The 26,574-nt window shown below is 70.0% G+C and carries 22 protein-coding genes and 6 pseudogenes; 9 read left to right on the forward strand and 19 right to left on the reverse strand.

Features of this window, described 5'->3' with window-relative positions; translation table 11 throughout:
- Positions 1–4 precede the first annotated feature (4 nt).
- From GJ632_RS02510 to GJ632_RS02530, 5 genes and pseudogenes are all read right to left on the reverse strand, one after another.
- Positions 5–574 carry a PGF-pre-PGF domain-containing protein gene (locus tag GJ632_RS02510; protein WP_191451978.1) on the reverse strand — a complete coding sequence of 190 codons (570 nt, stop codon included), beginning with the start codon at positions 572–574 and terminating at the stop codon, positions 5–7.
- A gap of 28 nt (positions 575–602) precedes the next feature.
- The gene (locus tag GJ632_RS02515) at positions 603–2,348 is read right to left on the reverse strand and encodes a hypothetical protein (protein WP_191451979.1); all 1,746 of its coding nucleotides are present in this window, start codon (positions 2,346–2,348) and stop codon (positions 603–605) included.
- Between the two features lie 532 nt (positions 2,349–2,880).
- On the reverse strand, positions 2,881–3,159 hold the full coding sequence (locus GJ632_RS02520; protein ID WP_191451980.1) for a hypothetical protein: 279 nt from the start codon (positions 3,157–3,159) through the stop codon (positions 2,881–2,883).
- A gap of 142 nt (positions 3,160–3,301) precedes the next feature.
- Entirely contained in the window at positions 3,302–3,853 is a 552-nt protein-coding gene (gene moaC / locus GJ632_RS02525) for a cyclic pyranopterin monophosphate synthase MoaC (RefSeq protein ID WP_343160973.1), read from the reverse strand.
- A pseudogene (locus tag GJ632_RS02530) lies at positions 3,850–5,278 on the reverse strand (NAD(P)H-hydrate dehydratase). The gene moaC and the pseudogene GJ632_RS02530 overlap by 4 nt, the downstream one beginning before the upstream one ends.
- A gap of 166 nt (positions 5,279–5,444) precedes the next feature.
- Between GJ632_RS02530 and GJ632_RS02535 the strand changes: the two are divergent.
- Positions 5,445–6,625: pseudogene (locus GJ632_RS02535) on the forward strand (MFS transporter).
- Positions 6,626–6,696: 71 nt separating this feature from the next.
- The gene (locus GJ632_RS02540; RefSeq protein ID WP_191451981.1) at positions 6,697–7,329 is read left to right on the forward strand and encodes a helix-turn-helix domain-containing protein; all 633 of its coding nucleotides are present in this window, start codon (positions 6,697–6,699) and stop codon (positions 7,327–7,329) included.
- On the opposite strand, the gene GJ632_RS25730 is transcribed toward GJ632_RS02540, so the two are convergent.
- Complete coding sequence (locus tag GJ632_RS25730) at positions 7,273–7,743, reverse strand: hypothetical protein (RefSeq protein ID WP_231751263.1); 471 nt, start codon at positions 7,741–7,743, stop codon at positions 7,273–7,275. The genes GJ632_RS02540 and GJ632_RS25730 overlap by 57 nt on opposite strands.
- 18 nt (positions 7,744–7,761) lie before the next feature.
- Between GJ632_RS25730 and GJ632_RS02545 the strand changes: the two genes are divergently transcribed.
- Entirely contained in the window at positions 7,762–8,760 is a 999-nt protein-coding gene (locus GJ632_RS02545) for a S8 family serine peptidase (protein ID WP_394351775.1), read from the forward strand.
- 155 nt (positions 8,761–8,915) lie between these two features.
- Positions 8,916–11,366: pseudogene (locus GJ632_RS02550) on the forward strand (ATP-dependent DNA helicase).
- An 83-nt stretch (positions 11,367–11,449) separates the two neighbouring features.
- Here the strand turns inward: GJ632_RS02550 and GJ632_RS02555 are convergent.
- Genes GJ632_RS02555 through GJ632_RS02560 form a run of 3 tightly spaced genes read right to left on the reverse strand, consistent with a single transcriptional unit; the run spans position 11,450 to position 12,848 of the window.
- Complete coding sequence (locus GJ632_RS02555; RefSeq protein ID WP_191451982.1) at positions 11,450–11,632, reverse strand: hypothetical protein; 183 nt, start codon at positions 11,630–11,632, stop codon at positions 11,450–11,452.
- Positions 11,633–11,691: 59 nt separating this feature from the next.
- On the reverse strand, positions 11,692–11,958 hold the full coding sequence (locus GJ632_RS25105; RefSeq protein ID WP_343160974.1) for an ASPIC/UnbV domain-containing protein: 267 nt from the start codon (positions 11,956–11,958) through the stop codon (positions 11,692–11,694).
- Positions 11,955–12,848: a VCBS repeat-containing protein gene (locus GJ632_RS02560; protein WP_343160975.1), complete on the reverse strand. Its 894-nt coding sequence runs from the start codon at positions 12,846–12,848 to the stop codon at positions 11,955–11,957. Before GJ632_RS02560 ends, GJ632_RS25105 begins: the two co-directional genes overlap by 4 nt.
- Positions 12,849–13,259: 411 nt before the next feature.
- Here GJ632_RS02560 and GJ632_RS02565 point away from each other — a divergent pair, with 411 nt between their 5' ends.
- Complete coding sequence (locus GJ632_RS02565) at positions 13,260–13,502, forward strand: hypothetical protein (protein WP_089806489.1); 243 nt, start codon at positions 13,260–13,262, stop codon at positions 13,500–13,502.
- Here GJ632_RS02565 and GJ632_RS02570 read toward each other — a convergent pair.
- Positions 13,499–15,231, reverse strand: a pseudogene (locus tag GJ632_RS02570) (DNA mismatch repair protein). The gene GJ632_RS02565 and the pseudogene GJ632_RS02570 sit on opposite strands and share 4 nt — an antisense overlap.
- 123 nt (positions 15,232–15,354) lie before the next feature.
- On the reverse strand, positions 15,355–15,675 hold the full coding sequence (locus GJ632_RS02575) for a UPF0058 family protein (RefSeq protein ID WP_191451983.1): 321 nt from the start codon (positions 15,673–15,675) through the stop codon (positions 15,355–15,357).
- A gap of 170 nt (positions 15,676–15,845) precedes the next feature.
- On the opposite strand from GJ632_RS02575, the gene GJ632_RS02580 reads away from it, so the two are divergent.
- The 3 genes from GJ632_RS02580 (at position 15,846) to GJ632_RS02585 (ending at position 20,138) form a co-directional block, all read left to right on the forward strand.
- The gene (locus GJ632_RS02580) at positions 15,846–17,891 is read left to right on the forward strand and encodes a PAS domain S-box protein (RefSeq protein WP_231751264.1); all 2,046 of its coding nucleotides are present in this window, start codon (positions 15,846–15,848) and stop codon (positions 17,889–17,891) included.
- The gene (locus GJ632_RS22855; protein WP_343160976.1) at positions 17,783–18,220 is read left to right on the forward strand and encodes a sensor histidine kinase; all 438 of its coding nucleotides are present in this window, start codon (positions 17,783–17,785) and stop codon (positions 18,218–18,220) included. Before GJ632_RS02580 ends, GJ632_RS22855 begins: the two co-directional genes overlap by 109 nt.
- 109 nt (positions 18,221–18,329) lie before the next feature.
- Positions 18,330–20,138: a bacterio-opsin activator domain-containing protein gene (locus GJ632_RS02585; protein ID WP_191451984.1), complete on the forward strand. Its 1,809-nt coding sequence runs from the start codon at positions 18,330–18,332 to the stop codon at positions 20,136–20,138.
- A 124-nt stretch (positions 20,139–20,262) separates the two neighbouring features.
- Here the strand turns inward: GJ632_RS02585 and GJ632_RS02590 are convergent, their stop codons facing one another.
- From GJ632_RS02590 to GJ632_RS02625, 8 genes and pseudogenes are all read right to left on the reverse strand, one after another.
- Positions 20,263–20,667: a response regulator transcription factor gene (locus GJ632_RS02590; RefSeq protein WP_191451985.1), complete on the reverse strand. Its 405-nt coding sequence runs from the start codon at positions 20,665–20,667 to the stop codon at positions 20,263–20,265.
- 105 nt (positions 20,668–20,772) lie between these two features.
- Positions 20,773–20,973: a hypothetical protein gene (locus GJ632_RS02595; protein ID WP_089806503.1), complete on the reverse strand. Its 201-nt coding sequence runs from the start codon at positions 20,971–20,973 to the stop codon at positions 20,773–20,775.
- Between the two features lie 95 nt (positions 20,974–21,068).
- On the reverse strand, positions 21,069–21,482 hold the full coding sequence (locus tag GJ632_RS02600) for a helix-turn-helix domain-containing protein (RefSeq protein WP_089806505.1): 414 nt from the start codon (positions 21,480–21,482) through the stop codon (positions 21,069–21,071).
- 151 nt (positions 21,483–21,633) lie between these two features.
- Positions 21,634–22,104, reverse strand: a pseudogene (locus GJ632_RS02605) (YeeE/YedE family protein); the annotation flags it as partial.
- Positions 22,101–22,559 (reverse strand): YeeE/YedE family protein, encoded by a 459-nt coding sequence (locus tag GJ632_RS02610; RefSeq protein ID WP_191451997.1) that lies wholly within the window; start codon positions 22,557–22,559, stop codon positions 22,101–22,103. The gene GJ632_RS02610 and the pseudogene GJ632_RS02605, both read right to left, overlap by 4 nt.
- Before the next feature lie 86 nt (positions 22,560–22,645).
- Positions 22,646–23,820, reverse strand: a pseudogene (locus GJ632_RS25735) (MBL fold metallo-hydrolase).
- 210 nt (positions 23,821–24,030) lie between these two features.
- Positions 24,031–24,834 (reverse strand): N-acyl homoserine lactonase family protein, encoded by an 804-nt coding sequence (locus tag GJ632_RS02620; RefSeq protein WP_191451986.1) that lies wholly within the window; start codon positions 24,832–24,834, stop codon positions 24,031–24,033.
- A 59-nt stretch (positions 24,835–24,893) separates the two neighbouring features.
- Entirely contained in the window at positions 24,894–25,709 is an 816-nt protein-coding gene (locus tag GJ632_RS02625; RefSeq protein WP_191451987.1) for an SDR family NAD(P)-dependent oxidoreductase, read from the reverse strand.
- A gap of 197 nt (positions 25,710–25,906) precedes the next feature.
- Here GJ632_RS02625 and GJ632_RS22860 point away from each other — a divergent pair, with 197 nt between their 5' ends.
- Complete coding sequence (locus tag GJ632_RS22860) at positions 25,907–26,566, forward strand: MFS transporter (RefSeq protein ID WP_343160977.1); 660 nt, start codon at positions 25,907–25,909, stop codon at positions 26,564–26,566.
- Positions 26,567–26,574: the final 8 nt, after the last annotated feature.

Raw genomic sequence — 26,574 nt, forward strand, 5'->3', positions numbered from 1 at the left:
ACCGTCAGCGGCGCAGAACCCGCGTTGTGACCGCCAAGAGCGCCGCGAACGCCGCGAGAACGCCGAATCCGGGCGCGCCCGTCTCGGTCGTCTCTGTCTCGTCGGCCGCCGTCGGTGCGGACGCGTCGCTCGGGTCCGGCGTCGCCGTCCCTCCCGCGTCAGTCCCCGTCGCGGTCGTTCCGCCGGCCTCGTCCTCGGTCGTCGCGGACGCGTCGTCCGCGGCGTTCTCGGTCGCGTTCTCGGACCCGACGGCGAACACGGAGAACCCGGGCGTGACCGCTTCGTACGTCCCGTTACCGAGCGCAGTCGTGTTCAGCGTCCGCCACTCGCCGTCGTGGAACCGGTACAGTCGCACCTCGTCGGGCGACACGCCGCGGGCTTCGAGTTTCGAGGCGGGAACCTCGAACGTGATAGTCGCGTTCTCGACGGCGTCGTCGGTCGTCCCCGCGAGGTCTATCGACACGTAGTCGATGGCGCCGTCGCCCCGGCCGTCTCCGTCCGCGTCGCCCGCGCCGCCGCCGGGGTTCAGTGCGGGCGTCCCGTCGGGGACCGCGTCGTGCGAGGCGACGGTCACGGAGAGTTCGGCCGCCCCTCCGAGAGGTTCAGGCCGAGTTCCCGGACCTGCGACCGTTCGTCCGACCGGTCCGCGTCGGCCGTCGCGTTGCGCCCCGTCGACGCGTTCGCCGATTCGGTCGCGTTCGCGCCGTCGGTGGCGTTCGCGGCCGTCGCCGAGGCGTCAGGGACGGGATGCGGACGGTGACCGTCTCGTCGGCCGGCGCGTCGGTCACGTTCGCGGCCGCCGCCCGACCGTCCGCCGTGGCAGTGGCGACCACCGTCGCACCGCCGGCCGTCGCGTTCGTCTCCCGCTCACCGTCCGAATCGCCCGACGAACCGTCGCCGTCGTCAGTATCGCCGCCGCTGTCGGCAGTCGACCCGTCGGTGTCGCCGGCCGAACCGCCGTCTGACCCCCCGTCACCGGACCCCTCGGTCCCCGACTCGCCGCCGGCCGCGCCGATGGCCGCCGTGTCGGGCGACAGTTGGACCGTGCCCGTGGAGTACGTCGTCGGGAAGCCGACGCGCACGTCGCCGTCCGCGGTCACGTTCGGCGACAGCGAGACGCCGTCGCCCTTGTACGTCCCGCCGAGCGTACTCGGGTCTGAGACACCCCACTGGTCGAGGAGGGCCGAAGGAACGGTCGCCTCGTACTGACCGGTGTTGTTCCGCCCGTCCACCGTCTCGTGTGGCGCGCCGAGGTCAACGTTCAGTGTCGGCGACCCGTTCACGAGGCCGGGGTACGGCGCCGTCGCCGACTGAGCGTCGGTGGCGACGACCATCCCCGAGACGTTGCGCATCGTCGTGGAGCCGTTGTCGACGAACGCGAGCGAGAACATCGGCGTGTAGGCGTGCGTCGCCACGTCCTCGCTCGCGCTCAGGTCGTCCCACCCGGACACCGAGGCAGGGCCGTCGACCTTGTACGCGGCGTCTATCGGTTGCGCGACGACGGTGACCTCGTAGCCGTCGGAGCGGTTCACCACGTCCCACGACACGTCGTGCGCGGTGGCGACGAGAATCGAGGGTTCGTACGAGTGCGGCACGTCCAGCACCACCTCGAAGCGACTCGTCTCGTCGAGTCCCGACCCGTTCAGGTTCTGGGGCCGGTCGCTCCCCGGCGCCTCGTAGGTGAGGTCGAACTGGAGCAGTCCGCCGTCGTCGGTGGGCGCGATGGTACTCGTACCGAGCGCCGAGGTGTTCGCCGCGCCGCCGACGTGCGTGAGCGAGGTCATCTCGACCAGGGGTTCCAGCGTCACCGTCGGCCCCTCGTACCCGCCCGTCGAGAGCGCGTACGCCTTCGACGTGTCGAAGTGCGACGGGAACGTGACGTTCACCGACCGCTGAGCCGACTGGCCGGGACGGACGGTGACCGTCGCGGTTCCGACGGGCGTGGTCCGGAACGCGCCCGGGTAGAGGGAGACGGTGTGGTTCTCCACCGTCTCGCCGGTGTTGTCCACGCGGACGGTCACCTCGTGCGTCCTGCCCCGCGTGAGGTTCGTCTCGGGAACGCTCACGAGTCCGACGGAGGTGTTGCCGACGACGGTCACCGTGGTCATCGAGAACGACCCGGAGACGCGTTCACCCGTGGAGTCGTTCACGACGCCCGCCTCGACGCGGTACGACCCGGCGGCCGCCCGCGCGGGCAGCGTCAGCGTCGCCGTCCCGTTCGCCGTCCCGAGGTCGGCGTCGAACGCGAGGAGGCCGTTCGGTCCCGAGAGCGACAGGTTCGCGTCGGCGGCGGTGACGGTCCCCGTGAGGTTGAACCGGACCGGCACGGAGACGGCGTCGCCACGCATCGCGGTGACGTCCGCCGGCGAGGCGACGCAGGCGACCCGTACGCCGCGGGGCAGTCGCCCGCGACCGAGGGCGTCGGCGCCGCGTCGGAGACGGTGACCGTCGTCGGCGCCTCGTCGTTGACGGTGAAGTTCACCGTCTCGCCGGCGTACTGTTCGGTGTAGACGACCGGGAGTTGCACCGTCTTCACCGCGCCGGCGCCGAGGTCCACGAGCGAGACGTTCGCCGCGTCGGCGTCGCCGGTCTCGGGGTAGGCCGCGACGCGGAACGTCGTCGCCGCGCCCCCGGTGTTGTTCAGCGTGACGGCGACAGTCGTCTCGACGCCGGGCGACACCGTCGTCGAGGCGAGCGAGTACGACTCGATTCGCACCGACGACGTGGTGTTCACCACGCCGACGGCCGCGCTCTCGAAGCGGGACTCGTCGCCGTCGTGGCCGCGAACCCAGACGCGCCGGTCGCCGGCGACGGCGTCCACGGTGTCAGCGAACGCCGACCCGGGGCCGAACGTGAGGTTTCGCCGGCCGGCGGCCGCGGTCAGGTCGCGTCGTAGTCGACGGCGAACCCGGAGTCGTTCTGGAGCCAGATGGTCGTGTTCGCCGGGTCGGACGTGCCGGTGACGTTGTACGCGACGGTGACGTTGGCGTCGGTTCCGGGCGTCCATGCCGTCTCCGTCGCGTTCACGCCGGGGGCGTCTGCGGGAGCGGTCGGCGTTGTCCCGTTCGCGGACGCGAACCCGACGAACGCGACGGGGGTGCTCGACGAGAGCAACAACAGCGCGACCAGTAGCGTGGCCGTGCGGTGTGGCGATTTCATCGATAGCCGATAGAGAAAAGTCAGCCACTTCAACGTTTTCGAACCGGTATCAAACGAGATAGCGCAAGTGAAATAGCGCTATCTCACCGCTCGAAGCCGGTTTTTTGCCCTTCTCCCGAGAATCAAACGCGATACCGGGCGCTTACAGCCCCGACTTCTCCTCTCCCAGCTCCGACTTCTCCTTCGTCACCACGCGCACGTCCGTGGTACGGGTGTCGGGGTACTGTCCGTCCGCGTCCTTCTCCGCCGCCTTCACCATGTCCCAGACGACGTTCAGCCCCGTCGTGACGCCCTCCAGCGCCTCCATCTCGCACCCGGTCTTGCCCGTCGTCTCGACGGTGACGGTGAGCGTCACCGCGTCGTCGGCCACGTCGAACGCCGTCTCGACGTTCGTGATGGGTATCTGGTGGCACATCGGGATGGTCTCCCACGTGTGCTTGACGGCCTGAATCGCGCCGATGCGGGCCGTCCCCAGCACGTCCCCCTTCCCGATTTCGTCGTCGCGAATCGCCGCGACGGTCGGTTCGGTGAGGTGAATCGTCCCCCGCGCGACGGCGCGGCGGCGCGTGTCGGGCTTCCCGCCCACGTCCACCATCTGCGCGTTGCCCGCCTCGTCGACGTGCGTCAGGTCGCGTTCGTCGTCGGCCGCGGCCGCGTCGCCGACCTCTTCGTCCCGTCGCTCCTCGCCGCTCACGCGTCCTCACCCCAGAGCGCCCGCGGGAGGGCGTCCAGCAGGTCCGACGCGAGGAGGCCGTCGCCGCGTTCGTCGTCGAGCAGTTCGGCCGCGCGACCGTTGGCGTAGGGGCCGGCGCACGCCGCGTCGAACGGGTCCTGCGTGCCGAGGAGGCCGGCTATCGTCCCGGCGAGGGTGTCGCCGGTGCCACCCACCGTCATGGCGGGGGTGCCGGCGCGCACGATTCGCGTCCGCTCGCCGTCGGTGACGACGTCTTCGGCGGCCTCGCCACCACGACGTGGCCGATGTCCGCCGCGAACGACTCGATGTCGTCGCGGGCGTCGCGGAGCGGTCCGTCCACGTCGGGACCGCCCATCTTCGCCAGTTCCCGGCGGTTGGGGGTGCAGACGAGGGTCGCGTCGGTGTCGATTCCCGGGACGACCGAGAGGGCGTCGGCGTCGACGACGGCCGTCCCCTCGAAGGTCTCCAAGAACTGGCGCGCGGCCGCCAGCGTCTCGTCGTGGGTTCCGAGTCCCGGTCCGAGGACGACCACGTCGTCGTAGTCGTGGGCCGTCTGCACGAGGTCGTCCACCTGGTCGGGCGTGAGGTGGTCGCCCTCGTAGTCCTGCACGATGAGGTCCTCGGCGTAGCCTGAATCTGCCGGGCGACGCGTCCGGGCGCGGCGACGAAGGAGAGGTCCGCACCGGCCCGGAGGGCGGCCTGCGCGGCGAGGGCCGGCGCGCCGGTGTACGGCCCGCCGCCGACGACGTAGACGCGCGAGTCGCCGCCGCGCACCCCTCGGCGCACCGAGCGCAGGTCGCCCGGGCCGACGAACCGTTCAGCGGCCGCGGGGATGCCGATGTCGGCGACGGTGACCTCGCAGTCGAGGCTCGCGAGCCCCGGTTTCTCGTCGTGGAACGTGACGACCCGGTCGGCGTCGACGGCGACCCCCGCGGCCTCGCCCGTGTCGGCGTTCACGCCGGAGGGCACGTCCACGGCGACGACGGACGCGTCGAGGGCGTTCACCGCCTCGGCGGCCGTCGCCTCGGGTTCGCGGAGCGCGCCGGTGACGCCGGTGCCGAGCATGGCGTCCACGACGACGTCCGGGTCGCCGAGGTCCAGCGACCGCGAGTCCGTCACCGTCTCCGTGTCGTACTCCGCCTCCTGCAAGGCGTCCCAGTTCTCGCGGGCGATGTCCGTCGAGATGCTCTCGGGCCGCCGAGGAGGTGGACCGTCGCGTCGTAGCCGTCGAGGAAGCGGACGGCGACGAACGCGTCACCGCCGTTGTTGCCGCGTCCGGCGACGACGGCCACCTCGCGTCCGGGTCGGCCACCTCGCGCACCGCCCGAGCGACGGCGTTCCGCTCGACTCCATCAACTGCTTCCGCGGCACGCCGACCGCCTCGGCGTTCTCGTCCACCGCGGCCATTCGGTCGCTCGTTATCATGGTCGCGGGTTCGTCGGGTACCGTGGTAAAGGGGATGGCCTCGCGTCGGCCGGGGTTCGACTCGCGGCGGTCGCTCGCCCCCGAGGCCGGTGCGCACCCGCCTCGTTCCCGGTTCCCGTTCGCCCCTTTCGGAACCTTCCTGACGGGGGTGGCCGAACTCCCCTCCGTGACGCGACGACTGTTCGGGACGCTGTGCGGGCTTGTGTTCCTCGTCAACCTCGGCCGGACGGCGTTCGCACCGCTGGTCGAGACGTTTCAGACGCAGTTCGGCGTCGGGCCGGCGACGGTGGGGCTGGTGACCACGCTGGTCTGGATGGGGACGGCCCTCCCGCGCATCCCCGTCGGCTACCTCCTCACGCGCGTCCCCAGACACCGCGTCGTCCTCGGCACGGGCGCCCTCCTCGCCGCCGCCGCCGCGTTCACCGCCACCGCGCCGTCGATTCGCGCGGTGCAGGTCGGCGCGTTCGGCATCGGCCTCGCCTCCGGCGCGTACTTCGTCGCCGCCGTCCCCCTCGTCGGCGAACTCTACCCTGACGCCGTCGGCCGCGCCATCGGCATCCACGGGACGGCCGCCCAACTCGCCGCCGTCGTCGCCGCGCCCGTCGTCGTCACGTTCGTCGCCGTCGCCGACTGGCGCGCGACGTTCTGGCTGCTCGCCGCCCTCACGGCCGTCGTCACCGTCGTCCTCGCGTACACCGCCCGCGGCGTCGGCGCGGTGGTGGACACGGGCGCCGACCGGGACTTCCTCGGGGCCCTCCGCCACTGGCGACTCATCCTCGTCGGGATGCTGATGGTCGCCACCGCGGGGTTCGTCTGGCAGGGCCTGTTCAACTTCTACGTCACCTACCTCCTGAACGCGAAGGCGTTCACCACGACGCAGGCCAGTACGGCGCTGACCGTCGTCTTCGCCGCGGGCGTCCCGGCGTTCTGGCTCTCGGGCCGCCTCGCCGACCGCTTCCCCACCGTCCCGTACATCCTCGCGATACTGACCGTCTACGTCGCCTCGCTGTTCGCGCTGACCGAAGTCTCCGCCTTCTTGCCCGTCCTCGCCGTCACCGCCGTCGTCGGCTACGCCATCCACAGCCTGTTTCCGGCGCTGGACGCGTGGTTGCTCGGCACGCTCCCCGCACCGGTCCGAAGCAGCGCGTACGCCGTCTTCAGCGGCGCCTCCCTCCTCCTCGAGGCGAACGGGAGCGGCGCCGTCGGCCTCCTCACCGAGGCGGGGTACGCCTTCGACGCGGTGTTCCGGGCGTCGCGTTCGGACTGGCGGGCGTCGTCGTCCTCCTCGTCGTGCTCTACCTCACCGGTCAGATTCCCGGGACCGCCCGGCGCGCGTCGGACGCCTGAGTCGGTCGAAATCGATACGCCGTGGTACCACGTCCGAAATGTTTACTACTTGCACGCTAGAACGTTTGTGCATGTCTGGGTTGCTACCGTCTGACGCGGACGTCACCGACGCCGACGCCGAGGCCGACTCGGACGCGAACGGTGACCTCCGCGTCCTCTCGCTCGACGACGACGAGGCGGAGCAACTCATCGGGTGTCTCTCCTCGGACACCGCACGCGAGACGTTCGCCGCTCTCCAGCGCGACCCCTCGACCGCCTCGGAACTGGCGGACGCGGTCGACACGTCGCTCCAGAACGTCCGGCACCACCTCGACAACCTCCGCAGCGCCGGCCTCGTCCGCGTCGCCGACACGCGCTACTCGGTGAAGGGGCGCGAGATGAAGGTGTACGCGCCGACGCAGGACTCGCTGGTCGTCTGCGTCGGGAGCACGGAGGACAAGGACTCGTTCCTCGACGGACTGGGCCAGTACGTCGGCGCGGGCGCGGCCCTCGCCGTCGCCGCGGTGGCCGTCCAGACGCTGTTCGGTGCCGGCGTCGCGGACCTCGGCGGCCCGGCGACGACGCCGCGCGTGGCCGACGGCGTGACCGGCGGTGCCGAACCGGTTCTCGGCCTCCTCCCGCCGGGCGTCGCCTTCCTCGCCGGCGGCTTACTCGTCCTCGGCGTCCTCCTGACCGTTCGCGCGTACGGGTCGCGCGTGAAGTGAGATGCCGCGCGGGCAGACTACGGTGCTGGTCGTGACCGTGCTGTTGCTCGTCTCGACGGCGGTTCCGGTCAGCGTGTTCCTCACCGGCGGCACCATCGACCCGACGACGGGCGACGACGTACCGACGATAGACGCCGCCGACGCGTCGGACGCCCCCGACGCCGGCGACGTCGAGACGAGTCGGGAGGCGCGCCAGCGCCAGCGCATCCGCGAGCGCATCGACGTCGTCGACCAGCACGACGCCCTCCAGCGAGTCGGCGCGTCGAGGCGCACACGCACGGCATCACCGGCGAGGGCGTCACCGTCGGCGTCGTCGGGCGGTCGTTCGACGCCGACGCGGAGAGCGTCGCCACGCACGTCGCCGACCACGAGCGGTTCGGCGGCCGACTGCGGCCGTACCGGGACACCGCCCACGGCACCGCCGTCGCCGAAATCGTCGCCGAGACGGCACCCGAGTCGGAACTGTACCTCGCCGCCGTGGGGTCGGAGCCGACGACCGACCGGTACGACGACGCCGTGCGCTGGTTGGTCGCCAACGACGTGGACGTCGTCGTCGACTCGGGGAGCTACTTCCCGCGGACGGCGAACGCCTCGGCGAACCTCTCGCGGACGGCGCAGTACGCCATCGACCACGGGGCCATCTACGTCACCTCCGCCGGCAACTACGCGGGCCACCACTGGTCCGGCGACGGCACCGCCGCGGGGTGGGTGAACTTCTCGGCGACCGACCAGGCGAACTACCTCGGGGAGGGCACCGTCTCCGGACGGGTGTCGCTCCGCGCGCAGTGGGACACCGCGGCCGACTACGACTTGTACCTCTACCGCGACCTGCCGGGGTCGGACGACCCGGTGGTGGCGAAGTCGACGCGGCGTTCCCGCGGCGGCATGGAGGCGATAGACGTTGCCGTCCCCGAGGGCCACTACTACGTCGCCCTGTACGCGCGCGAGGGCGTCGCGTCGCCGGGGACGGTGCAGTTGTTCTCGGCTCGCCACCGACTGGGGAACACCGACGCCGCGGGGAGCGTCGTCGCGCCGACGACGGGGCACGGCATCATCACCGTCGGGGCCATCGGGTCGCACGGGTCGGTCCGGTCGTACAGTTCGCTCGGGCGCGACGGGTCGGTGGACCTCGCCGCGCCGGACGGCGTCGAGACGGACTCCGTCGGCGCGTTCTACGGCACCTCCGCGGCGACGCCGTTCGTCGGCGGCGCGGCCGCTCTCGTCGCCTCGCAGGGCAACCTCACGCCCGCGCAGACGGAGTTCCTCCTCGAACGGACGAGTCGAACCGGGGACCTAGACGCCTACGCCGCGGCGTCGGCGGCGGGGCGACCGTTCGACGTGCCCGAGTCGGCCGTCACCGGCGCGCCGGGTGACGGCAACTGGACCGGCGGGGCGCGAACGTGTCCGACCCCGTCGCACCGTCCGGCGTGAACGCGTCCGGCTGCCGGGGAGGCGTCGGAGGCGCGGCGCCCTGCGCCGCCGCCGACCGCCCGACTGCGGCGCGGAACGGCGGCCGCGGTGCACGCGACGGTCCGCCCGCCGCGCGAACGTTCAAGTGCGAACGCGCGGCCATCACCGACACCCATATGACCACCGCGGCGGGAGTGAGACGCGTGAACTGGCAGGCCGTGTTCGGCACTCCGAACCCTACCCCGAGCAAGCCGACGGCATCGACGCGGCCATCGACGCCGCCGAGGACGACGGCTTCCTCGTGGTGGAGGGCGCGTGCGGGACGGGCAAGACGATGCTCGCACTCACGGCCGGCATCGACCGGGTCCGCGACCCCGACTCCGACTACGAACGGGTGCTGGTGCTGACGAGCGTCAAACAGCAGTTGCGACAGTTCGAGGAGGACCTGCGGACCATCAACGACGGACTGCCCGACGACTGGAACCCCGTCTCGGGGCTGACGCTGGTCGGCAAGGCGGACGTCTGCCCGTACAGTCGCGAGAGCGTCGCGGGTATCGACGACGCCACGGTGTACGACCGCTGCGAGGGTCTCAGAGAGCGCACGCGGAACCTCGTCGGCAGCGCGGGACGAAGTCCCGCTGGCAGCCGGACGCAGTCCGGCGATGACGGCGGCGTCGCCTCGACGGGCAAGCTGGTGAAGGAGGCCCGGGCCGCACAGACCGGCCTCCTCGACACCGGCGCGTCCGGCGGCGGGCCGGACTACCTCGAAACCGCCGGCGAACCGACGCCCTACCTGCCCGAGACGGCCGAGTACGAGGACACCGAGTACTGTCCGTTCTACGCGACGTTTCTGGACGACTTGCCCGAGGAGGGCGACCCGGTGGAGGCCGTCCCGTTCGACGTGACCGAGTTGGGCCTCGTCGACACCGAGGAACTCGTCCGCCTGTCGGCCGGGTACGGCACCTGCCCGCACTCGGTGATGGGCGCGGTCCTGCCGCACGTCGAAGTCGTCGTCGGCAACTACTACCACGCGTTCGACCCGACGACGGTGGGGTCGTTCACGGGCGCCCTCGTGGACGACAGCACGTTCGTCGTCTGCGACGAGGCGCACATGCTCGAACCGCGCGTCCGCGAACTCGTCAGCGACGGCGTGGGCGACGCCACCCTGCGCGACGCCGAGAACGAGTTGACTCGCGTCGTCCAGCCCGTCGAGTTCGACGACGGCGGGAAGGCGACAGAGGACGCCGACCTGGTCCGCGGCGAACTGGAGGACGCGGACGTGACGCTCCGGGAACTGAAGGAGACGCGCGACTTCGTGCGCGACGTGCGCGAGGAGGTGGACCGCCGCGTGACGGCCCACCTCGACCGGACGCTCCCGGACTGGCGCGCGGACCTCACCCGACTGGACGACGACGAGATACCCCTGCGGGACCCCGAGGAACCCGCGACGGACGAACTGACCGAGTGGGCCGAGGCGGCGGGCTACGACGAGGGGACGTGGGTCCGCGCGGAGACGGTCGGTGCCGTCGCCGCCCGCGTCCTGAACAGCGCCGAGGAGGAGGACAAACGCCGCGCCGCGCCGGCCGTCGGGCGGACGCTGGCGAACTGGGCGCGCGCGGACCACACGTCGTTCTTCCGGGAGATAGAACTCGACCGGACGTGGGACGAGACGGCCCGCGAGGAGTCGTGGCGGCGGGCGTACAACGCGCATCTGGCGCTCCACAACTGCATCCCCGGCGACGCCATCGCCGACCGACTCGGGGAGTTCGGCGGCGGCGTCCTCATGTCCGCGACGCTCGCCCCCCTCGACGTCTTCCGGGAGGTGACCGGGCTGAACGCCCTCGAAGCCGACGGGCGTCCGGTCGTCGAGCGAACGTACGGGCTCGGTTTCCCCCCGGAGAACCGCGCGTCGTTCGCCGTGGACGTGCCGAAGTTCACCTACGAGAACCGCGGGCCGCCGGGCGAGGACAACGAGACGAGACGGGCGTACGTGGACGCCTGCGCCGAGATTGCCGCCTCGCCGGGCAACGTCCTCGTCGGGATGCCGAGTTACGCAGAGGCGAAGTGGATGGCGGGCGAACTCGACGAGCGACTGTCGAAGACGGTACTGCTGGACGAGGCGTCCGACGACGGCGCGACCGAACGCCTGAAGGCCGACTTCTTCGGCGGCGGCGAGAAGGTGCTGGTGACGAGTCTGCGCGGGACGCTCACGGAGGGCGTCGACTACCGGGGCGGACAGACTCGCCGCGGCCGTCGTCTGCGGCGTCCCCATCATCAACACGTCGAGTCCGCGGACGCGGGCGCTGAAGACGGCGTACGACCGCGAGTTCGGGGACGTTCCCGCGAGCGACGCGAGCGGGAGCCCGCGGGACGCATCAGCGACACGCGACGGGTTCGAGGCGGCGCTCACGGTGCCGGCGGTCAGGAAGGCCAGACAGGCCATCGGCCGGGTCATCCGCGGCCCCGAGGAGGTGGGCATCCGCGCGTTCGTGGATGCACGCTACGCTCGGGACTCGTGGAACGGCGTCCGCGAGTACTTCCCGGAGGCCGAGCGCGAGGAGTTCTCGCCGGTCAGTCCGGACATGCTTCGGTTCGGCGTCGACCGGTTCTGGTCGTCGGTCGAGTAGCCGCGGGTCGAGTCGCCGCCGAGTGGCCGTTCGCCGGGTCGCCGTTCGTCGACCGGCCGTCCGCCGCGGACGCCGCCGCCCGCCTAGCCGTCGTACGCGTCGCGACAGTCGTCAGAACAGAAGTGGCGATGCCGGACAGAACCGTCTTCGATCCACGTGACGACGCGGTGCGTCGCCGACTGCACTATCGGGTCGCCGCAGGTCGCACAGGTCGGCGCGTCGGACTCGTCGACGTCCGCCCCGAGGTCAGAGGTCGGGTCTACCATCTCTCCACGGGGAGAGTGACCGGACGCACTTGACTCCGACTCAGGTGGCGGAACTTGCCTCACGGGTCGCGGGTCGCCGGGTGGCGGACCGTCAGTTCCGTCTCCGACGCGGGCGTCTCGACGGTTCGCACCCGCCCGTCGGGCCAGCGAACGGTGACCTCGCGGGGCGTCGCCAACGGGGCGGTGTCGCCGCCGAGGCCGAAGTGCGCCACCGGTTCTATCTGGCAGAGGTAGCCGGACCCGCCGCAGACGAGTCGCGTCTGCGCGCCGCGGTCGGTCCGGAGCGTCACGACGGCGTTGCGGGCGGGCGCGCCGTACTCCGTCACGGGGCGGACCCGGAGCACTCGTTCTCCGTGGGGGCGGCGTACAGCGACAGCGGTTGCGACCCGAGTTCGCCGTGGACGACGAGGAGTTCGAGCGTTCCGTCGCCGTCCACGTCGCAGACCGTCGCGCCGGTGCCGAGTCCGCGGGGTTCCCGCGCCGCGCCGGGGTCACCGACCGTCCACTCGCCGTCGCGGTGGCGGAGCAGTCGGTTCGGCGCGCCCATCGCGTTGGCGAACAGTTCGCAGGTGCCGTCGTTGTCGAAGTCGGCGGCGAGGACCGTCCGAGTCCGGGTCGGTTCCCTCCACGCCGCCGGGGCGACGTCGACGAACCCGTCGCCGCGTCGTTCGTAGATGCGGTTGGGCTCCTCCCAGTTGCCGACCGCGAGGTCGAACCGCCCGTCGCCGTCGGGGTCCACGAGGGCGACGCCGCGGGCGTGTTCCGAGGGGGCGTCGAGGCCGAACTCGGCCGCCACGTCGGTGAAGTGCCCGCGTTCGTTGCGGAGCAGGTAGTTCGGGCCGCGTTCGTTGCCGACGAACACGTCCGTCCGGTCGGTGACGATGGGGCCGACGACGAGCGACCGGCCGCCGGTGAGGAAGTCGACGCCCACCTCCTCGGCCATGTCGGTCACCTCGTCGTCGTCGCCCAGTTCGTAGAAGCGCATCGGCGCGCCGTAACACGCCAGGAGTAGCCCGTACCGTCCGGTCCCGAGACGGTCCACGGCGGCGACGGACCGGCCCGCGCGGACGTTCTCGCGCCCGGCGTTGACGGGGAGGGTGAACACGTCTCGCCACCCTCTCGCCGTCCAGTCGAACAGGCGGTCCGTCTCCGTGGCGATGCCGCCGTAGGCGTCGCTGTTGTGGACGTACAGTTCCTCCGTGCCGTCGGCGTCCACGTCCGCGGCGACGACGCCGAACGCGTGACCGTGCGGGTCCGCGAGTGCCTCGGGCGCACGTCGGCGACACTCCCCGTCCCGTCGGGCGCGAGGAGGCGGTTGTCGGTGCCGTAACCGCCGACGAAGACGCGCGGCCCGTCCGGGCCGACGAAGACCGCCGCTCCGTACCCTTTGAGCGGTCGCCTGTCGGGGAGACGGCCGGAGCGGTCTTCGAACATCACCCCCCATCGGCGGTGGACGCCGAAAAACGTCAGGGTCTGCGTCAGACCGGGCGAGTGCGGCCAGTCGACGCGAACACCTCCGAAATATGGACTTTCTATATTGTGGACTAAATATCGGCCGTGGTGTCTATTGAGCTGACTTAGCAGGGGTTATGTAGGCCGGCGGCGCCACGTGTAACTGAGGACGCATATGTCCGACTCACCCGCCAGTTCACAGGGGCCGTCCGAACCGTGGGCAACGACCGACGCCGCCGCGAGCACGTTCCGCGAAATCGACGGTCGAGACTACGAACTCCACAGCGTCGTCGTCCAGTACGACGGCGAACCGGACCGGTGTACGGTCTATCCGCGTCGCGACCGCTGTCTCGACCGGATGGCGGCGTGGTTGTCCGCCGACCTCGACGCGTTCGTCGGCCTCGAAGAGATGCGCTAGAAGGCGTCAGACAGCGTCCGCTGGACCGCCTCCTCGCCGACGGCGGCCGCCAGCGCCTCGAACCCCTGTCGTTCGGCGCGGTCGCGCGCGTTCGCGACGAGGCGCGAGACGATGAACTCCGGCGTGGACTTGCCGACGGTACCGAAGCGCGGTTGGTAGTCCACGCGAAGCGCCAACTCCTCGGTCAGTCCCTCCGCGAAGATGCCGTCGATGCGCGCCTCGTCCGGGAGCGGACTCAGGTCGTCGGCGAGGTGCGTCACGTAGACGCCGAGAGCCTCCTGGTCGACCGTCAACGACACCAGCCCGTTGAGCAGGTCGGCCGCCCGGCCGGGTTCGGTGATGGCCTCGAACTCGTCGACGAGCATCAGCGTCCGCCCGCCCGAGGCGAGGGGCGGGACGATGGACTTCAGCGTCGACTCGAGGCGCCCGCGTTGAAACTGGCGTGCCGTCGGTGGAAGACGATGGTGTCGAAGTCGCCGACCTCTGCGGCCTCGGCGGGGACGGGCAGGCCCATCGAGGCGAGGAGGACGACCTGACAGAGCGTCTCCAACAGCGTCGTCTTCCCGCCGGAGTTCGCCCCCGTGAGCACCGCAACCCGGTCCCCCGACGGGGGCGCGGCGTCGCCGCCGCCGAGTCCGTGCGTGCCGACGGCGTAGGAGACGGGGTCGACGTCGCCCGACAGCGTGAGGTTCCGCGCGCCGACGACGGCGACGCCGTCGGCGACGAGTGCGGGGCGCGTGAGGTCGTACTCCGCCGCGAACCGCCCGAGCGACAACTCGAAGGCGATGTCGGAGACGGCGGTGAGCGCGGCGTCCACGTCCTCGCGGGCGGCCTCCACGTCGCCCCGCAGGTCGGCCGCGACGCGTTCCTCGCGCGCCTCGACGTCGGCTTCGAGTTCCTCCACCAGCGTCCGGAGCGTCGTCGAGGCGAAGTCCGCCTCGTCGTAGGCGTCGGCGGCCGTCGCGGCTTCGATGCGCCCGCGCCGGAGGTCCGACTCCTCGGCGACGTACTCGACGAACGCCGACTGGAACTCCTCCAGACTGCGGACGCCGCGCGACCGGACCGATTCGAGGACGTCCAGCGCGCCGTTCTCCAGTCCGCGGACGGTGTCGAGTCTGTCCCGGAGTCGGTCCAGTTCCTCGTCGGCGCCGGCGGCGACGGAGCCGTCGGGTTCGACGTAGCCGAGTGCGCCCGCGGCGTCGCGGAGTGCGTCGTCGTCCACGCCGTCGAGGGCGGCGAACGTCGTCCCGCGCAGTCCCGCCTCGCGGAGCGAGAGGGCCGCCTCGACGGCCGCACGGTCGGTCCCGCCCGCCTCGTCGTAGCGCTCGAACGCGTCGAGGACGGCCGTCCGCGACGCCTCGTCGAGGGCCGCCCACGCCTCGCGGGCGGCCTCCACGTCGTCCAGTCGTTCCTCGCGCTCTTCGACCCGTTCCAGCGGCGTGAGCACGCGAATCCGGTCGGCGGCGTGGTCGGTGACGGCGTACTCGCTGGCGAGGGTCAACAGGTCGTCGTACACGTCGTGGACGTCGCGCGTGCCGAGGGCGTCCATCCCGGCCGCGCCGTTCGCCCGCCGGAGGATTCGAACCGCCCGCCCGCGGGGGAGACCCGCGTCGGCGAGCGTCCTGATGTCGGCACCCTCGATGGCCTCGACGGCCCGTTCGACGCCGAGCGTCTCGCGGAGTCGTTCGCTCGTCTTCGGACCGACCCCCCAGTAGTCCTGCAGTCGCATACGGGCACGTGGTCAGGGGCCCCCTTGTAGGTTCCTCGTTCGCGCCGTCGGCGCTTCGGGTCGGAACTCACCGCGCCGTCGCCGTCCGGTCGGCGAGCGACGACCTCGGCGTCGCCCGTCCGACTACCGGGTCGTGAGGCGTCGGTCGTCGCCGGTCACGGCCCCAGCGTCCGCTGATTCTCCGTCCCCGCCGTCGGCGGCGGAGTCGGCGTCCGACGACGTGTCGTTCGACGCGTCGGCGTCCGCGGCGGCCGACGAGAGGACGTCGGTGAGCAGTCTGACGGCGGCCGCGTGGTCGCCGCGCGAGGCGCGGAGCGCAATCGAGGTGGTTCCGAGTTCCCGGTACTCCGCGAACGCGCTCTCGTCGACGACGCCCCGTTCGACGAAGTCCTCCGCGACGCACGTCAGGAGGGCGTGGAGATGGACCAGTTCGTTCTTCTTCATCGTCGCAAAGTAGGGGTTCAGGCCGGGTAAAGGCCGCGCCCGTGGAAATCGGCGTCGCGACCACACCGCCCGGAAATGCAGTCGAACGAGGCGGCCCCCGACGGCTGAGAGATGGGGAAAGCCGTATATGTTTCGCACTAAGATAGACTACAAAGAACGAGGCCTCCGGTTTGGGAGGCGTCGCGACCATCATGGAGCACACCCCGACGAATCAGGCCGGCGGCCAACTCGACGCGGACGTGTACGAACACCTCGAACGGACCTCCGAGGCGGTGTTCGCACTCGACACCGAGTTTCGGTTCACCTATCTCAACGGCAAGGCGTCGGCGTTGCTGGACAGAGACCCGGACGAACTCATCGGGGAGTTGGTGTGGGACGAGTTCCCGGCCGCGCTGAGTTCGACGTTCCAGCGAGAGTACGAACGCGCGTTCGAGGAGGACGAACACGTGCGATTCACGGAGTACTACGGTCCACTCGGCCGGTGGTTCGAGGTGGACGCCTACCCCGCGGAGACGAGCCTCACGGTCTACTTCCGGGACGTGACGGACCGCCGGAACCGGGAGGAGCGTCTCGAACGCCAGCGGGACCGACTCGACATCCTGGAGACGTTCACGCAGGTCATAAGCGAGGTGAGTAGCGCCAGCGAGGACGCCATCTCGCGGGCACACATCGAGCAGTTGGTGTGTAGTCGGCTGGTCGAGACGACGCCGCTGAACTTCGCGTGGATCGGTCGCGTCGACGGCGACGACATCGAACCGTCGGCGTGGGCGGGCGCGGAACACGGCTACCTCGACGAGGGGTCGTTCTCCATCGACCCGGAGAAAGAGACCGGACGCGGCCCCGCCGGGCGCGCCGTGTCGGAGCGGGAAGTGCAGATTACGGCCGACATCGAACAGTGCGACGCGTGGGAACCGTGGCGCGAGGCGGCACTCAAACGCGGGTACCGGGCGTGCGCGTGCGTCCCGTTGGAGTATCGCGGGTCGAACTACGGCGTCCTCTGTCTGTACTCCGACAGCGTCGGCGCCTTCGGCACCGAAGACGGTCCGACGAACTCGCTGCAACAACTCGGCGACGCTATCACGCACGCCATCGACACCGTCGAGCGTCGGCAGGAGGAACGCGAACTGAAGCGGCGGCGCGAGGAGTTCAGCACCTTCGTGGACGACGTCGAGGAGTACGCCATCTTCCGACTCGACCCGGACGGTCACGTCGCCAGTTGGAACCGCGGTGCCGAGGACATCAAGGGCTACTCGGAGTCCGAGGTGCTCGGCAGACACTTCTCCATCTTCTACACCGAGGAGGACGCCGAGGACGGCCACCCCGAGGAGATGCTGGCGGAGGCGCGGCGGACCGGGCAGGCCAAAGACGAGGCGTGGCGCGTCCGCAAGGACGGGGAGCGATTCTGGGCGTCGGTCACCGTCTCGGCCCTGACCGACGAGGACGGGACGTGTCGAGGGTTCGTGAAGGTCGTTCGCGACATGACCGACCGCCGGCGCCGCGAACGCCGCCTCGAAGCCGTCTTCAACCGGACGTTCCAGTTCATGGGGTTGATGGAACCGGACGGAACCGTGCTGAAGGTGAACGACGCCGCCACGGAGTTCGCGGGCGCGGACCGGTCGGAACTGGTCGGCAAGCGGTTCTGGGAGGCCCCGTGGTGGGACGCGAACGCGGAGACGGTCGACGGCCTGAAGGACGCCATCAGGTGGGCCTCCGCGGGCGACTTCGTGCGCTACGAGGCGTCCGGGACGGACCCCAAGACGGGCGAGGAACTCGTCGTCGACTTCTCCATCACGCCGGTGCGAGACGAACGCGGGGAAGTCGTCCTCCTCGTCCCCGAGGGCCGGGACGTCACCGACCGAAAACAGCACGAACGGGACCTCCGCCGCGAACGCGAGCGACTGGAGTTCATGAACCGCATCCTGCGCCACAACCTCCTCAACGGGCTGAACGTCGTCAGCGCCCGCGCGGAGATTCTCGAAGACTTCGTCGAGGGACCCGGACGGGACCACCTCGTGACGGTGCGCAACCGCGTCGAGGAGATGGTCGACTTGGTGGAGACGATGCGGACGTCACGAAGGCCATCGTCGACAGCGAGTCGCACGAACTGGTGCCGAAACCCCTCGGGAAGACGCTCGTCCGCGAACTCGAACGCCTCGACGACGACTACGCGGACGTGGTCGTCTCGACGGACGGAGCGATACCCGACGTGGAGGTGATGGCGGACGACCTGCTGTCGCAGGTGTTCGAGAACGTCCTCTCGAACGCCGTCCAGCACAACGACAAGGCCGTCCCGCGCGTCACCGTCGGCGTCGAACGACGAGACGACGACACGGTGTCCGTCCGCATCGCCGACAACGGGCCGGGCATCCCCGACGAGGAGAAACGCCGCATCGTCGAGAAGGGCATCGAGGGCCTCTCGACGCCGGGGAGCGGGTTCGGCCTCTACCTCGTGAAGGAACTCGTCGACAGTTACGGCGGCCGCGTGGACGTGACCGACAACGACCCGGAGGGTGCCATCTTCACCATCACGTTTCAGACCGCCTGACGGTGCGTTCGGCGAAGATTTTAACGTTCGTTAATTTTTCCGTGGTGTTAAATTCGACACCCCAAGGGCCAGATATATATCTGTGGGGGCAGTCTGAAACGCTATCAACATGTCCACAGAACGTTCGCTGGGCGACGACGGCGAGAATCGCTCAGCGAAGCCGGTCGTTCTCGTCGTCGACGACGACGAGGACCTGGCGGACACCTGCGAATACTGGCTCCGCGACGACTACGAGGTCCGCGTCGCGTACGGCGGCGAGGACGCCCTGTCGCAGGCGGACGAGACGGTAGACGTCGTCCTCCTGGACCGTCGGATGCCCAACCTGTCGGGCGACGACGTCCTCGAACGCCTCCGAGAGCGAGGGCTCGACTGCCACGTCGCGATGATGACGGCCGTCGAACCGGACACCGAAATCGTCGACATGCCGTTCGACGACTACCTCGTGAAGCCGGTGACGAAGACGGACGTCCGCGAGGCCGTCGAGGAACTGGTCGTGCGGTCGGAGTTCGACGAGGAGGTCCGGGAGTTCTTCGCGCTCGAATCGACCGAGGCGGCCCTGGAGACGCGCGACGTGGAGGACCTCCGCGACCCGGAGGCGTTGAACGAACTCCGCCAACAGGTGGAGACGGTTCGACGGGGGCAGGAGGACGAAATCGAGCGTCGCCAGCGCCAACTCGACCGCCTGCACCACATCAACGACCTGCTCAGAGAGGTCGACAGGGCGCTCGTGGACGCCACGACGCGCGAGGAGATAGAGGAGACGGTGTGCGAAGCGCTCGCGTCGTTCGACTCCTACCTCGGCGCGTGGGTCGCACGCTACAGCGACACGGTCGACACGGTCAGTTGCCGGACCGCCGCGGGCATCACGCTGCCCCGCCTCGACGGACAGACGGACGCCGTCACGCCTCTCGTTCGTTCGGCCCTGCAGGACCTCGACGCGGTACTCGTCGAACGCGTGGACGCCGACCACTTCCGGGCGGTGTTCGAGTCCGACGAGGGGTCCGCGACGGACCTGTCGCCGGAGCGCCTCTCCGCCATCGTCGTCCCCATCGCCTACCGCGACACCGCGTACGGCGCGCTCGTCGTCTACACCGACGGCGAGGAGTCGTTCGACGACGACGACAGAGCGGTGTTCGACGAACTCGGCGCGACCATCGGTCACGGTATCAACGCCGCCGAGTCCAAGCGCCTCCTCTACAGCGACACGGCGGTGGAACTGGAGTTCACGCACGGTGACCACGGCGACCTGTTCGTGGACCTCTCGGCGGCCGTCGGCGCGCGCGTCTCGTTGCAGGGGTTCTCCCCCGCCGCCGACGGCGGCATCTCCTGTTACGTCAGCGTCGAGGGAGCCGCCGCCGACACCGTCCTCGAGTACCTCACCACGCACGACGATGTCGAACACGCGCGGACCATCACCGACACGCCCGAGAAGTCGCTGTTCGAGTTTCGCGTCGCGGACTCGACGGTGCTGGTCCCCCTCGTCGAGTTCGGCGCGAGCGTCGAAACCCTGACGGCCGCCGACGGGGACGGGTCGCTCGTCGTCACCGTCTCGCCGGAGGCGGACCTGCGCGTCCTGAGCGACACCCTCCAGTCGGCGTTCCCCGCGATGGAAGTCGTCGCCAAGCGCGAAGTCGAGCGCTCGGTCCAGTCGACGGAGACGTTCAAGCGCGAACTGGAGGACAAACTCACGAACAGACAGCGGGACGTGTTGGAGACGGCGTTCGTCTCGGGCTACTTCGACTGGCCGCGCGGGAGCACGGCCGAGGAGGTGGCCGAGTCGCTCGGTATCTCCGCGCCGACGTTTCACGAACACTTGCGCGCGGGCGAGCAGAAACTGATGGCGACGTTCTTCGAGGAGACGGCCGAATCGTCCGCGGACGAACGGCGGCAGATAGCGGACTCGGCGAACCGCGACTGAGGAGTCGGGCGTCGCGGAGGCGAGAGCGCGCGGTCACGACGGGTCGACGCGACGCTCGTGGGTCCTTCGGACGAGACGGTATCAGAACGAGCGACTGCTCCCGACGCGGCACGTCGCCGTCGAGTCAGTGCTGTGGGGGTTCGGAGGCGGACGCGAGGTCCGAGACGGCGTCGAGGAGTTCGTCTCGGGAGATGGGTTTCGTGAGGTGCGCGTCGAAGCCGAGTTCGGCCACCTCCGGGCCGAACTCCTCGACGCTGGTCGCCGTGAGGAGGGCCACTTGCGCGTTCGCCTCCGCCTCGCGGAGTCGTTCGAGGACGCGTTCCCCGGAGAGGCCCGGCATGCGCCGGTCGAGGAGGACCACGTCGACGGACGGACCGAACGCGCTGACCGCCTCGTGGCCGTCGTAGGCGGTCCGCACGCGGTAGTCGTCGGACAGCCACACGGCCATGCTGTCCGTCAGGGCGGCCTCGTCGTCTGCGACGAGGACGGTGGGGCGTTTCGTCGGCACGTCAGCTGATGTGAGGGTCATGGGTACGATGAATCCACCGGAGTTCGGCACCGTCGCTCGGGGTCGCCCGTGTATCTATCGAGCGGTGGGGCGAGCGGTCGCCGGACGATACGGGGGCGGATTCGGTCACGCGTCGTTCATTCGTTGGCTGGTCTCGTCACCGCACTTGACGCACTCCGTCACGCGGTACGGCTCCCGCGAGAACTCCTGATTGGTTTGCTTCGAACTCTCCGTCTTCAGTTCGATGGAGACGTCGTGCGCGGTTCGGACGCCACAGTTGTCACAGTACTCCGTCAGCTCGGTAAGTCCCGGTTCACTCTTCGACATTGTGATTCGCCACCTACGGATAGCGGCCACGCGGGCATAGACAGTCGGCCTAAGCCGTTAGGGAGCGCCCGAACCGGCACGAAAAATAGCCCGTCTCACTCGGACGTCGCGACTTCGGCCTGCGGTGCCTCCTCTTCTCGCTCGTACTTGTCGCGGAACTCCTGGATGAGCGTCCCCATCTTCGCGTACCAGTCGTTGAGCATCCGCTGCATGTCGTCTGCGACTTCGTCCGGGTCTGTCGGTCGGTAGACGTGGTAGTACCCACCCTGGTCGTAGTTGACCTGCTCCTTCTGGACGAACCCCGTCTGCAGGAGTCGCTGGATAGCCCGATAGGCCGTCGAACGTTCGCGCTCGACGCTGTCGGCTACCTCGTCCACGGTCAGCGGTTCGGCTGACTCGACGAGCGTTCGGAACACTTCCTTGTCCAGTTGTTTGAGGCCGTGAAGACACTCCAAGAGCCCCTCGCACTCCATGTCGGCCTGGAGATATTCGGCCATCGAATCGGGCATACTCGTCGTTTCTTGGGAGTCCGCGGTAAAAAGGGTTTGTTTGAACGGTACAACACTGACCCAACCGCGTCCGACGGTGCGAACGCCGTTCGACGGGTCCGTCCGAGGCGCCGCCCGGCCAGTCGCGCGGGTCAGTCGGCCGACGTCGCCGCGGCGTCGTCGGAGACCCGAGCGCGGTCCGGAGATACCCCTGCGCGTACGCCCCGAGGAACATCCCACCGATAGCCCAGAGGATGGGGACGTTACCGACGCCGAGGCTGGCGTAGGCCGCGCCCGGGCAGATGCCCGAGAGTCCCCAGCCGACGCCGAAGACGGCGCCGCCGAAGAGGACGTTCCGGTCGAACGACTTCTCGCGGCGTTCGTACGGCCGGCCGGTGAGCGGTGCGCCGCGCTTCAGTCTGACGCCGACGGTGAAGACGACGGCGGTGACGGCGGCGGCGCCGCCCATCACGAACAGGAGGCCGAAGTCCTCGAACTGCAGGAAGTTCAGGACGACTTCGGGCCGCGCCATCCGACTCAGGCCGAGGCCGAACCCGAACACCAGCCCGCCGACGAAGATGACGGGGAGGAACAGGGGGTGAGCGTCGTCCTGCGCCGGACGGACGCCGTTCTCGGCGCTCACGGCGACACCCCCAGCGCGGCGACGAGTTGCGCCGTCCCGATGGCGAGGAGCATGAACGTGGCGACGTTGGCGATGGAGGTGTTCGACCCCGACCCGATGCCGCAGACGCCGTGGCCGGAGGTGCAACCCTTGCCGAGGCGCGTCCCCGCGCCGACCAGCGTCCCGCCGACGAGGAGCCGCCACGGTTGGACCTCGGTCGTCCACCCGCCGGGACCGAGCGTCAGGGCGTAGACGGCCGCGCCGAGGACGATGCCGACGGTGAAGACGACGCGCCAGTCGCGCGAGCGAACGTACTTCCCCTTGTTGAACCGCGGGACGTTCGAGACGTACGACAGCGTCGATTCGAGGAACGTGCTCGCGCCGGCGATGATGCCCGTCGAGAGGTAGATGACGGAGGCGCCGAGGCCGATGAGGACGCCGCCGAGGGCGTAGTGAACCCAGCCGTTCGGGAACAGGTCGGCGAAGCGACGGACAAGAGGTCGGCGACGCCGGCGAGCGGAACGGCGGCCACGGCGGCGAGTGAGAGATCGAACATCGTCGCTCAGTCGGCCGTCCCCGCGGCGCAGTTGTTCGGGCCGAGTTCCAACTCGAACGCCTCGTCGTCGTCCACGTCGGTCCGGCCGAGGTTCGTCTCGATTATCTCCTCGTAGTTCGCCGGCCGCGGCGGCATGTCCGAGAGGACGTACTCGACGAACGCCTCGCGGTCGTACCGGAGCGCGTCCATGCGCGCGGTCAGTTCTCCGAGGGGAGCCGTGTACGTGCCGTCTTCGTGCGTGGCCGCCCCGCCCGACGTGTGGGCCGGAGCGATGCGCGTGTCGTCGGGGAGGGGGAGAATCCGCTCCTGGAGCGTCTCGTACAGCGTCCGCGCCGCGTCGCGAGCGCCCGCCTCGCCCTCCTCCAGGTCGGGTCGAGCCACGCTGTCGGTGAACAGGCCGTCGCCGGTCAGGAGCACGTCGCCGACGCGGACGGAGGTCATCCCGGAGGTGTGCCCGGGGGTCGCCATCGCTTCGAGCGTCGCGTCGCCGACGGTGAGTTCGTCGCCGTCCTCGACGAGGCGTCCGCGTCGTAGGCGACGCCGCGGGCCGCCGCGGCGGCCGAGAGGACCGTCTTCGCACCCGTCGCCGCCGCGAGTTCGCGCAGTCCGCTGACGTGGTCGGCGTGGACGTGCGTGTCGACGACGTACTCGATGCTCGCGCCGTACTCGCGGGCGTCGGCGACGTAGCGGTCGGTGAACGCGCGGAGAGGGTCGACGACGGCCGCCTCGTCGCCCGAGACGACGAGGTAGGCGAGACACCCGCTGGACGGTCGGTGGTACTGGCCGACGGTCCCGTCGAAGTCGGTGTCGAGTTCGGCGTACTCGTAGAGGCCGGCCCAGCCCTCCATCCCGTCTTCGAGGACGACGGCGTCGTAGCCCGCCTGCCGGAGTTTCCCGGCGACGAACTCGCTGGTGTGGGCGACGGCGCAGAGGACGACGAACTCCTCGTCATCGGGCAGGCCGGCGACGAGTTCGTCGGTCAGTTCGGCGTCCAGATACTCGGTGTACGGGCGGTTGACGTGCGTCGCGGTGGGGGCGTCGATGCGCCACTCCTCGTGCTTCTCCGGCGGGCGGGTGTCGAGAAGGACGAGTTCCTCGCCGCCGTCGAGTCGCGACTTCAGCGACTCCGCCGAGATAGCCGGCACCTCGACGTCCAAATCGGGGAGGTCTGGCAGACTCATGTAGGTACCCCGACTACTGGACACGCGCCCTTAAGGATTTCCAAGGTTGTGTGCAGAGAGCGAAATACTGCGTCTGTTCGCCGTCTCGCGTAGCGTCACGCATCGGTCCGTGAGCCGACCTCCGCGGCTCTCGTATCAACAAGCTGTCTGGTTTCGCGACTCTCCGGAGCGAGGGGTATTGTTCGGAGCGGACAACTACTCGCCGGGCGGTCAGACGTTCCAACCGTCGCCGAACGACTCGAACCGCGCCAGGTCGTGCCCGTAGAGGACGTCGCCGCCGGTGCGGCGTTCGAGTTCCTTCACCGTCTGCAGACTGTCGAACCAGTCCCGCTCGGACCACAGCAGACCCGGTCCCAGTGGCACCTCGTCGGCGTAGTTCGCGTCCACGTAACACTCGTCGCCCGCGACGAGTACCGTCTCCCCGGGCAGGTCGATTCGCGCGCCCATCACGCCGGGCGTGTGCCCCGGCAGGTGGTGCAACTCGAAGTCCTCCGCGACGGTGTGGCGGTGCCCGTGGACGACGTTCCAGTTCAGGTCGCGGTCGAAGTCCGAGGCGAGGTAGGCGATAGAGCCTTCGGTCGTCTTCGCCGAGTAGTAGGCGAACTTCAGTTCCTCCTCGTGGACGTATATCGGCACGTCCGTCCCGGCGAACGCGCGGAGGCCCCCGGCGTGGTCGAGGTGGAGGTGGCTCGTCACGACGGCGTCGATGTCCGACAGGTCGTAGCCGACGCGGTTCAGGTCCGCTTCGAGTTCGTGCTCCGCGGCGTCGACGTGCGAGAACGCCTCGTACAGCGGTTCGGGCCAGTAGCCGTCGCCCGCCTCGGGGTGCGACCCCGTGTCCCAGAGGAACGTCCCCTCGGGGTGGTCTATCACCGCGTTCCAGACGACGAACTCCCCCATCTCGTGGTCGGGGTTCGGGTTCGACGCGCTTCCCATCGTGTAGCCGTCCACGACGTAGCCCATGTCCGCGTGCACGCGACCTCTGTCCACTAGTCTGACTGACGCATCGACCATACTGGCCGGTAGGCCGGAGCGGGGATAACTATTCGTCCGAACGGCGGCGCGGGGAGGGCTCAGATGACGTTCTGGAGGATGCCGCCGTCCACGGCGAGTGCCTGCCCGGTGACGTTCCGGTTCGTCGCGTAGAAGACGGCGAGGCGGCCCATGTCCTCGGGCGACTGGTCGCGGCCGAGGGGGATGGCGCGCTTGACCGTCTCCTCGTAGTCCTCGCCCATCTGGGGCGTCAGCACCTTGCTCCACATCGGCGTGTCCACGATGCCGGGGCAGATGGCGTTGACCGTCACGTCGTCGCCGGCGAGTTCGAGCGACAGCGACTTGGTGAGTCCGAGGACGGCGTGCTTCGACGCGCAGTAGTGGGCCAGTCCCGCCGCGCCGATGGTCCCGGCGATGGAGGCGGTGTTGATTATCGACCCCTTCGACTCCTTGAGGTGCGGAATCGCCGCCCGCGACGGCAGGAACACGCCCTTGACGTTCACGTCCATCACCGAGTCCCACTCCGCCTCGTCCATCTCGTCGACCGTGTCGAAGGTGATGATGCCCGCGTTGTTGCAGAGGACGTCCAGTCGGCCGAACTCCGAGATGGTCTCCTCGACCATCGCCTCGACCTGGTCGGCGTGCGTCACGTCACACTCGACGATGTGCGCCCGCCGGCCGTGTTCTTCGACCCGGCCGGCCACCTCCTCGGCCCGCGTCGCGCCGCCGACCTCCGTCGACGACTGCTGGTTGTACTCCGTGTCGAGGACGTCCACGTCCGCGACGACGACGTCGCTGCCCGCCTTCGCCAGTTCCACCGCGATTCCCTCGCCGATCTGTCCGCCCGCCCCGGTCACTATCGATACCGCGTCTTCCAGCGAGTGTTCGGTAGACATACCGACCCGAAGTACGCCCCATGGTACCAAATAACATTTCTCAGCGGCTTCGGAACAGTCCACGCCGCTGACGGGTCGACGCCGTCAGTGCGGCGGTCGGCCCGGCGCGCGGTGCGGCCGGGGCGAGTCGCGGTGCAGACGGCGCAGGGGACGCCGGTTCCGGGACGCTTTCCACCCGGCGTGCCGAACCGCCGCGCGTGTCGTCCCCGTCGTTCTCGCTGGACGCCCTCCGGGGCTTCCCGCGACCGGTGTACGCCGTCGCCGCCGGCCAACTCGTCAACCTGTTCGGCTCGGGGCTGGTCTACCCGTTCGCGACGGTCCACTTCCACCTCGCCGTCGGCATCTCGCTGTCCGTCGTCGGGTTCGGCCTCCTCGCGAACAACGTCGCCACCGCCGTCGGCACGGCGGTCGGCGGCTACCTCGCCGACCGGCGCGGCCGAAAGCCCGTGATGGTCGCCAGCATGCTCCTCTCGTCGGTGACGCTCGCCGCCTACGCCCTCGTCGAGAGCGGACCGGCGTTCGTCGCCGTCGCCGCGGCCGCGGGCCTCACGCTCGGCCTCTACACGCCCGCGAGTCACGCCACCATCGCCGACCTGACCGAGGGCGGCGACAGGGACCGGGCGTTCGCCCTCCTGAAGGTCGGCAACAACGCCGGCTTCGGCGCGGGGTTCGTCGTCGGCGGCGTCCTCTACGAGGTGGCCGCGTTGTCCGTGTTCGTCCTCGACGGTCTCACCTGCGCCGTCGTCGCCGGCGTCCTCTGGTACGCCCTGCCGCGACTCCACGAGGGCGACACGGCGCCGCCCTCCGCGACGCCGTCGGCGACTGGGGGCGGGCGCTCTCGGAGCGTCGCGTCCTGACGCTCGCC

This window comes from Halogeometricum sp. CBA1124, assembly GCF_009741955.1.
GTDB classification, from domain to species: domain Archaea; phylum Halobacteriota; class Halobacteria; order Halobacteriales; family Haloferacaceae; genus Halogeometricum; species Halogeometricum rufum.

Bases quoted from the DNA above. Each gene is read 5' to 3' on its own strand.
- GJ632_RS02515 (WP_191451979.1), bottom strand. From the start codon at position 2,348: ATGCGTGGCGACGCCGTCTCCGTGCCGGTCCGGTTCAACCTCACGGGG.
- GJ632_RS02520 (WP_191451980.1), bottom strand. From the start codon at position 3,159: ATGAAATCGCCACACCGCACGGCCACGCTACTGGTCGCGCTGTTGTTG.
- GJ632_RS02540 (WP_191451981.1), top strand. From the start codon at position 6,697: ATGTCTGGGTTGCTACCGTCTGACGCGGACGTCACCGACGCCGACGCC.
- GJ632_RS02555 (WP_191451982.1), bottom strand. From the start codon at position 11,632: ATGGTAGACCCGACCTCTGACCTCGGGGCGGACGTCGACGAGTCCGAC.
- GJ632_RS02565 (WP_089806489.1), top strand. From the start codon at position 13,260: ATGTCCGACTCACCCGCCAGTTCACAGGGGCCGTCCGAACCGTGGGCA.
- GJ632_RS02575 (WP_191451983.1), bottom strand. From the start codon at position 15,675: ATGAAGAAGAACGAACTGGTCCATCTCCACGCCCTCCTGACGTGCGTC.
- GJ632_RS02585 (WP_191451984.1), top strand. From the start codon at position 18,330: ATGTCCACAGAACGTTCGCTGGGCGACGACGGCGAGAATCGCTCAGCG.
- GJ632_RS02590 (WP_191451985.1), bottom strand. From the start codon at position 20,667: ATGACCCTCACATCAGCTGACGTGCCGACGAAACGCCCCACCGTCCTC.
- GJ632_RS02595 (WP_089806503.1), bottom strand. From the start codon at position 20,973: ATGTCGAAGAGTGAACCGGGACTTACCGAGCTGACGGAGTACTGTGAC.
- GJ632_RS02600 (WP_089806505.1), bottom strand. From the start codon at position 21,482: ATGCCCGATTCGATGGCCGAATATCTCCAGGCCGACATGGAGTGCGAG.
- GJ632_RS02620 (WP_191451986.1), bottom strand. From the start codon at position 24,834: ATGGTCGATGCGTCAGTCAGACTAGTGGACAGAGGTCGCGTGCACGCG.
- GJ632_RS02625 (WP_191451987.1), bottom strand. From the start codon at position 25,709: ATGTCTACCGAACACTCGCTGGAAGACGCGGTATCGATAGTGACCGGG.